Here is a 7,172-nt window from a genome sequence, read left to right as displayed (position 1 = left end):
TAGGCCTCGCCGCCGCCGTGCCGCAGATCTCCTACGCCGCGGCAATCGGACTCTTCCGCTCCGTCGTAGGCCTCATCCTGCTCGTCCTCGCCAACCAGATCGCACGCCGATTCGCCAGATCCAGCCTCTGGTAAGGCGCCGCGCCACCCGCCCACTCACACCGAGGCCGACTCATCGGAGGATCATCGACCATGAACGCGCAACTCGCTGCTGGTCCGTTCCAGTCAACCATCGAGTCACTCGCCGGGTTCGTGGTACCGGAGTGGTTCCGTGATGCCAAGCTCGGGATCTGGTCGCACTGGGGTCCGCAGTCGGTACCGCGATTCGGCGACTGGTACGCACGGCACATGTACCGGGAGGGCTCGGCCCAGTACCTCTACCACCTGCGCACCTACGGGCATCCCTCACGCTTCGGGTACAAGGATCTCGTCGCACTGTGGAAGGCCGAAAAGTTCGACCCTGAGGCGTTGATGGACCGCTATGTCGCGGCCGGCGCGAAGTACTTCGTCGCCCAGGCGGTGCACCACGACAACTTCCTCAACTACGACTCGGCCCTGCACCGGTGGAACTCCGCCAAGGTCGGCCCGGGCCGCGACATCGTGGCAGGGTGGCGAAACGCCGCCGTCGCACGTGGACTGCGGTTCGGGCTCAGCGAACACCTTGGCGCGTCGTTCAGCTGGTTCGCAACGAACAAGGGCGCGGACGAGAACGGGCCCTACAAGGGCGTGCCGTACGACGGGTCGGACCCGAGCTACGAAGACCTTTACCTACCCAACCTGGAGCACTACAGCAAGAAGCTCGAGCCCGTCCAAAATCCCTGGTACACGCCCAACACCTGGTGGCACCAACGCTGGCTCGACCTCGTCACCGAGATGATCGACAAGTTCCAACCCGATCTGCTCTACAGCGATGGGCCGCTGCCGTTCGAGTCCGACGGGCACGCAGCAGGCGCGCAGGCCGTCGCCCACCTGTACAACACCAGCGCCGCCACTCATGGCGGGGTCAACCAGGCCGTATACACGCAGAAGACACGTGAGGCGAAGCTGGTGCAGATCGGTGTGTTCGACATCGAGCGCAGCCAGGAACCGGACATCCGGCCCGACCCCTGGCAGACCGACACCTGTGTCGGTGGGTGGTTCTACGACGTGCGCGCACGCTACAAGACCGCCGGCCACGTACTGGAAATCCTTGTCGACGTCGTCGCCAAGAACGGCAACCTGCTGCTCAACATCCTGCAACAACCCGACGGCACCATCGACGACGAGTGCAGCTTTCTCCTCGACGAGATGGCCCGCTGGATCGCGATCTGTGGAGAAGGCATCTTCGGCACCAACCCCTTCCGAGTCTTCGGTGAAGGACCCAGCCAGGTCATCATCGACCACTTCAGAGAAGACCAGGTTGACTGGACAGCCCAGGACATCCGGTTCACCCAACGTGACAACACCGTGTACGCCTTCCTCATGCGCTGGCCCACCGACGGTTCAGCCCTGATCCGTACCCTCACCCCAGCCGACAACGTGCACGCGGTCCGCCTACTCGGTCACGGCGACACGTCCTGGGAGCAGACCAACGACGGCCTACGTGTGCGGCTACCCCAAACCGGCCCAGCAGGTGAACTCAACTGCCTGGCGGTCCAGCTGGCCTGAACGCACCCTCGTTTGAACTCAATCTTCCTGTTCAGGCCCAACCGATGAGGTCTCATGCCGCAGATTACTGGTGTCACCGTAGAAGACGTCCGCTTCCCCACGTCGCTCACCGGCGACGGTTCCGACGCGATGAACAAAGACGGAGACTACTCGGCTGCGTATGTGACTCTGCACACCGATGGCATCGACACCGTTGCTGCACCGCTTGCCGGTCACGGCCTGACATTCACCATTGGCCGGGGCAACGACATCGTCGTGGCGGCAGCCCAGCAACAGGCGACGCGTCTCGTCGGTTGGGATGTCGATGTGATGGCTGCGGACATGGGTGCGGTATACCGCTTCCTGACCTCGGACTCACAGTTGCGTTGGCTCGGCCCGGAGAAGGGCGTGATCCACCTCTCGCTGGCCGCCGTGCTGAACGCGTCGTGGGACCTGGTCGCACGCCACGCCGGAAGGCCCCTGTGGCAACTGCTCACCGACATGTCCCCAGAACAGCTCGTCGACATCGCGGACCTGCGCTACCTCTCCGATGTGCTGACCCGTGAGGAGGCAATAGACATCCTCCGGAGCAGGGAAGGCACCAAGGACGACCGGGTCGCCGAACTCGCCCGCACCGGCTATCCCGTCTACACCACGTCCGCGGGCTGGCTGGGTTATGGCGACGACAAGTTGCGCAAGCTGTGCAGCGAGGCGGTCGATGCCGGGTACGAGTACGTCAAGCTCAAAGTCGGCGCGGACCTCAGCGACGACATCCGGCGCTGCTCCATCGCGCGGGAGATCATCGGCCCGGATCGCAAGTTGATGATCGACGCCAACCAGGTCTGGGAAGTCGGCCAGGCTGTCGAATGGGTTCAGGCGCTCGCCCGTTTCGAGCCACTGTGGATCGAGGAGCCCACCGGCCCAGACGACATCCTCGGCCATGCGGCCATCCGCCGCGCGGTAGCGCCGATCGGTGTCGCCACCGGCGAACACTGCCACAACCGGGTCATGTTCAAGCAGTTCTTCCAGGCCGACGCCATCGACTTCTGCCAGCTGGATACTGGGCGCCTGGGCAGCATCAACGAGATCGTCGCGGTCCTGCTCCTCGCTGCGAAGTTCAATGTGCCCGTCTGTCCTCATGCGGGCGGCGTCGGACTGTGCGAGATGGTCCAGCACGTGTCCGTGCTCGACTACGTTGCCGTATCGAGCGACCTCACCAACCGCGTCACCGAGTTCGTCGACCACCTGCACGAGCATTTCACCGACCCGTGTGTGGTGCGCGATGGCGGCGCGGGCATCGGATACGTTCTGCCCTCGAGGCCGGGTTACTCCACTCAGCTCCGCGAGAGCTCCGTCAAGCAATACCGGTTTCCCGACGGGTCATACTGGGCGTCAGCCGCCGCGTCAACTTTGGTGTCCATCGGAGGTGGCGAGTAGCCGAAGCCCGGCACGTGGGGGCCGAACGTGCGGCCCGTCGGTCTGCTGGGTGTTCGGCTGGTGCCCGCGCGTGCTGATCACGTTCTCGTCGACCTGGACGCCTATTCCGGCGGAGTCTCCGAGAACGAGGGCGCCGTGCTCGATCCGCCGGTCAACGGTCACTCCGACCGGCGGCTGAAGGTCCTGCAGTTCGGTCACCAGGTGGTTGGGGATCGAGGTCGCGGCGTGCGTGAGCGCGACGGAGACGTTGCCGATCGGGCTGACCGGGAGGTCATGGGCATGTGCCGTTGCGGCGACTCGCAGGAAGTGGGTCACTCCGCAGGACGCTGATGCCTGGACGATGTCCACCGCTCCCGCCACCAGCAAAGGGCGGAACTGCTCGAGTCCGGTGAGATTCTCCCCTGTGGCGACCGAAGCTCGGATCCCGCGCCCGACTGTCGCCAAGCCGTCGACGTCCCAGCGCCGGACGGGCTCCTCGACCCAGACGAGGTCCAGGGTGCGCTCGAGTTCGCTGATGTGACGAACCGCCTGCTTGCGGTTCCAGGACTCGTTCGCGTCGAGCATCAGGCCTGGCCGTTGGCCGCCCCCGGCCTGGCGCAGTACGTCTTGAACGAGTGTCAGCCGTTGCCGGTCCCGCTCGACGTCGAGGCCGCCTTTGAGCTTTGCCGCGAGAAGCCCGTGGTCGGCGTAGTTCTGGTAGACCGCGACCAACTCGTCATCGTTCAGGCCGATGTCGAGACCCGAAGCATAGGCGGGTACGACACGGTCGCGTCCGCCGAGGAGTCGCCACAGCGGCTCGCCGACGGCCTTCGCCTTGATGTCCCACAGAGCGGTGTCGAATGCGCCAATCGTGGAGAAGACAGCGCCCCCGTGACCTGCTTTGAACGTCCGCCGCAACATCCGGTCGTACAGTGCTGTGACGCTGCGCGGGTCCTCGCCTTCGATCGCAGCGAAAATGGCCTCCACTTGCACATGCGAGCCGAACCCGGTGCCAGTGATTCCCTCGTCGGTCTCCACTTGAATGATCGAAACCGAGGTGATCCCGTCGGTGAAGGTTCCGTTCGCGTCTCCGACGGGCCGCCCCCATTCCTGGACCGTCGTCAGGGTGCGATAGCCGGTGATCTTCATGTCAGCCCTTCATGGATGCGACGGTGACGGCTCGACGATGCGCTGTTGCCTATTCTGGAACAGCCCGAGAGAAGATTCGACGTTGGATCTCCTGGCGGTAGTCCTCGAGGGTGTTGTCGATGTGGTCGGCGGCGGCGTGTGCCGCAGCTTCCGGCTGTCCGTTGCGGATGGCCACGTAGACAGCGGCATGCTCCTCCACCGCCTCCGCGGTATGTCCGCCGAGTGTGCTCTGGAGGCCGATCACATTGGACTGGCTTTGCAGGCGCCGCGCCTCGCGGATCGCGACGGCGAGGAAGAAGTTGTGTGCGGCCGCGGCCACATTGGCGTGGAAGTTGTCGTCGCTGCGTAGCAGCAACTCGCTGTCGCTGGTCTGGTGTGCCGTCCGGTAGTCGTCCACGGCCTGCTCGATTGCTCGCAGCTCGGTCGGGGTGGCTCGTCTCGCGGCGAGCCGGCTCGCCTCCATCTCCAAGGAGCGGCGGAACTCGAAGAGCATGTAGACGTGCTCGAGGTCGGTCGGAAGGAAGAACGGGCTGCCGGAGCCGCCGAGCATTCCGGGATCGTCAGCCACGTACAACCCTCGTCCTTTCTGCGCGCGGACCCGGCCCAGTGCTGAAAGGATCTTGATTGCCTCGCGGACCACCGTACGGCTTGTGCCGAGGCGTTTGGCGAGCTCGTTTTCGGTGGGCATACGGTCACCGGGGTGCAGGTCGAGCGTGGTGATCAGCTCCAGTACCCGCTCCGCGGTCACCTCATAGCCTGGCCGGTACGTCGCTGAAGCCGACGACTCCGTGTGGCGAGGACCTGGCGCGGTGGCCACGTCGGACGTGCGCGCTTCGGGATCGGGGCCAGGCGGCGCGCTCTTTGATGGCACCTCATCGAGCACTCGAATCTCTCCTCGCGCAGTGACCATGCCGCCATGCGGCAGGTTCCGGTCAGTCTGACATCTACTTCTCTTGATGAGTATGACTTATGCTTCACTCCGAACGCGCCCCCACCGCTGGCTAGATCGGGCCAACGTCTGGCTCAGTGCGCGGTGGAGATGCGGCTATGCGGGCAATTCCCCACCATCGCTGGGACGATAGGTAGGCTTATACGGATGGCACATGGAATAGATACTACTGCTTAACGCCCCGACCACGATCGCCGATTCCAGGCGACCGAAAGACGCATCGCGGCAGGAGTTGCGGCCCGACAGCGGCGGGCTGGTTCGCCGGCCGCCCGGCGTCGTAGGCACTCTCGGCACCATCCGCCGAATACGCCCTCCGTCGTCGCCCCCATCTGTCGCTGGACGCGCCGACGACAACGGTCCTGCTACCAGTGAACGGAATCTCAAAGGCTTGGTGATTGGCAATGGCGCTAGGGATGAGACGGCGACCCGCCGCAATGCTGGGGTCCCGCTGGAGTAGACGCGACGTGCTGCGGCTTGGCGGACTGACTGCAGGTGCTGGCATGGCAGGTCATGGGCTGACCGGCTGCAACTCGGGCAGTGGCGGCGGTGATGATGTCGAGTTGCAGTTCATGTACTGGGGCTCGAGTTTCGAACAGAAGGCCGTCAACGCGATGCTCGGGGCAGTTCGAGGGCAAGCACGCCGGCGCCTCGGCGGAGCCGCTCTACACGCCGCAGGAGTACGACACGAAGGTCAATACACTGGTGGCGAGCAATCGGGCACCTGACGTGGCGTACATGCTCGCGCCGATGGCTTACCGTCTGGGGGAGCAGGGCAAGCTGGTAAATCTCTTTCCCTACTTTGACAAGCACCCCGAGCTGGCCGGCCGGCTGCCCGGCACCTACTTCTGGTACGGCAAGGACAAGTCGTTCGGTACGCAGACGGCCAACGAGGTCGCGCTGCTGTGGTACAACAAACCGGTGTTCGACGAGGCGGGCGTCGAACATCCGCCAGCGGAGGCCGCAAGTGCCTGGTCGTGGGACGATCTCGTCGAGGCTGCCTACAAACTCACCTACGATCAGGAGGGTAGGCGACCCGACGAGACGGGGTTCGATCCCAAACAAGTCCGGCAGTTCGGAGTTTCGGCCAGCGTTCAGTTCGTCCAGACCTGGGAGTGCCTGCTGCGCAGCAACGGCGTCGATGTCGTCGACGAGGCGGGCACCAAGTGCCTGCTCGATACGCCGGAAGCCCTAGAGGTACTGCAGAACCTGCAGGATCTGATGTACGAGCACCGGGTGGCGCCGACACCGGTGCAGCTGGGAAACAACGCCCCGACCACCGCTGTGCAGTTGAAGACAAAACGCATCGCGATGGTGTTCGACGGGCAGTGGATACTCCTGGACATGGCCCAGAGCGACGTCGACTTCGGCATCGGAGTATTACCGAGCTACCAGGAGCCGAAGACGACGTCGATGGGTAGCCCGTCGGTCATCTTCACAAGCACCAAGCATCTGGACGAGGCCGTGGAGCTCTACCTGTTCCACAACGATCCGGAGAACGTCGATCTGTACAAGAACGGTCTCTGGATGCCCCTGGAGCGCAAGTACTACACCGATCCCGACGCCATCGCCTCGTGGATCGACAACGACGTCCACCCGCCGGAATACAAGACCGCGGTCGTGGACTACACCCTCAACCACGCCACGACCGCATTCAACCAACGCCTGAAGAACATGGACAACATCAACGAGATGCTGACCCCGGCACTGCAACGCGTGGAGGGCGGGAAGGAGCCCGTCAAGGACACCATGGCATCGGTGGTCCCGAAGATCGACGGACTGCTGCAGGGTTGGAATCCGACCCAGGAGCTCTGAGGTCCCGGTGAGCCTGACGGGAACACAAGCGGAGCGGCCGTCTGGCCGGTGGCCGCTCCAGAGGCGTCGGCTGTCGGGACAGGGGCGGCTGGAACGCCGTTGGGGAGTCATCCTGGCGATGCCGGCGATTCTCGGGTTCGTCATCTTCACGATCGGGCCGATGGTCGCGTCGTTCTTCTTCAGTCTCACTGACTGGACGATCGGTGGGAGTCCGTCGTTCA

General features: G+C 64.2%; 5 protein-coding genes. 3 read left to right on the top strand and 2 right to left on the bottom strand.

The features are described from left to right. The first annotated feature begins 191 nt into the window (after positions 1-191). Both ABN034_RS33995 and ABN034_RS33990 read left to right on the top strand, forming a co-directional pair. Entirely contained in the window at positions 192-1,646 is a 1,455-nt protein-coding gene (locus tag ABN034_RS33995; RefSeq protein ID WP_349695066.1) for an alpha-L-fucosidase, read from the top strand. Positions 1,647-1,700: 54 nt separating this feature from the next. Beyond that, positions 1,701-3,062, top strand: a complete 1,362-nt coding sequence (locus tag ABN034_RS33990) for an enolase C-terminal domain-like protein (RefSeq protein WP_349695065.1) — start codon at positions 1,701-1,703, stop codon at positions 3,060-3,062. Here the strand turns inward: ABN034_RS33990 and ABN034_RS33985 are convergent. Further along, entirely contained in the window at positions 3,030-4,190 is a 1,161-nt protein-coding gene (locus tag ABN034_RS33985; RefSeq protein WP_349695064.1) for a mandelate racemase/muconate lactonizing enzyme family protein, read from the bottom strand. The two genes, ABN034_RS33990 and ABN034_RS33985, sit on opposite strands and share 33 nt — an antisense overlap. Before the next feature lie 49 nt (positions 4,191-4,239). Next, a complete protein-coding gene (locus tag ABN034_RS33980; RefSeq protein ID WP_349695063.1) occupies positions 4,240-4,938 on the bottom strand; it encodes a FadR/GntR family transcriptional regulator in 699 nt (232 codons plus the stop codon). A 750-nt stretch (positions 4,939-5,688) separates the two neighbouring features. On the opposite strand from ABN034_RS33980, the gene ABN034_RS33975 reads away from it, so the two are divergent. Beyond that, a complete protein-coding gene (locus tag ABN034_RS33975; protein WP_349695062.1) occupies positions 5,689-6,951 on the top strand; it encodes an extracellular solute-binding protein in 1,263 nt (420 codons plus the stop codon). Positions 6,952-7,172: the final 221 nt, after the last annotated feature.

The organism is Actinopolymorpha sp. B11F2 (assembly GCF_040195635.1).
Taxonomy (GTDB): domain Bacteria; phylum Actinomycetota; class Actinomycetes; order Propionibacteriales; family Actinopolymorphaceae; genus Thermasporomyces.
Note: the sequence above shows the minus strand (reverse complement) of the source record. Positions and strands in the feature narration are given on the sequence as shown.

Coding starts and splice junctions, on each gene's coding strand:
- ABN034_RS33985 (WP_349695064.1), bottom strand. CDS start 4,190: ATGAAGATCACCGGCTATCGCACCCTGACGACGGTCCAGGAATGGGGG.
- ABN034_RS33990 (WP_349695065.1), top strand. CDS start 1,701: ATGCCGCAGATTACTGGTGTCACCGTAGAAGACGTCCGCTTCCCCACG.
- ABN034_RS33995 (WP_349695066.1), top strand. CDS start 192: ATGAACGCGCAACTCGCTGCTGGTCCGTTCCAGTCAACCATCGAGTCA.
- ABN034_RS33975 (WP_349695062.1), top strand. CDS start 5,689: ATGATGTCGAGTTGCAGTTCATGTACTGGGGCTCGAGTTTCGAACAGA.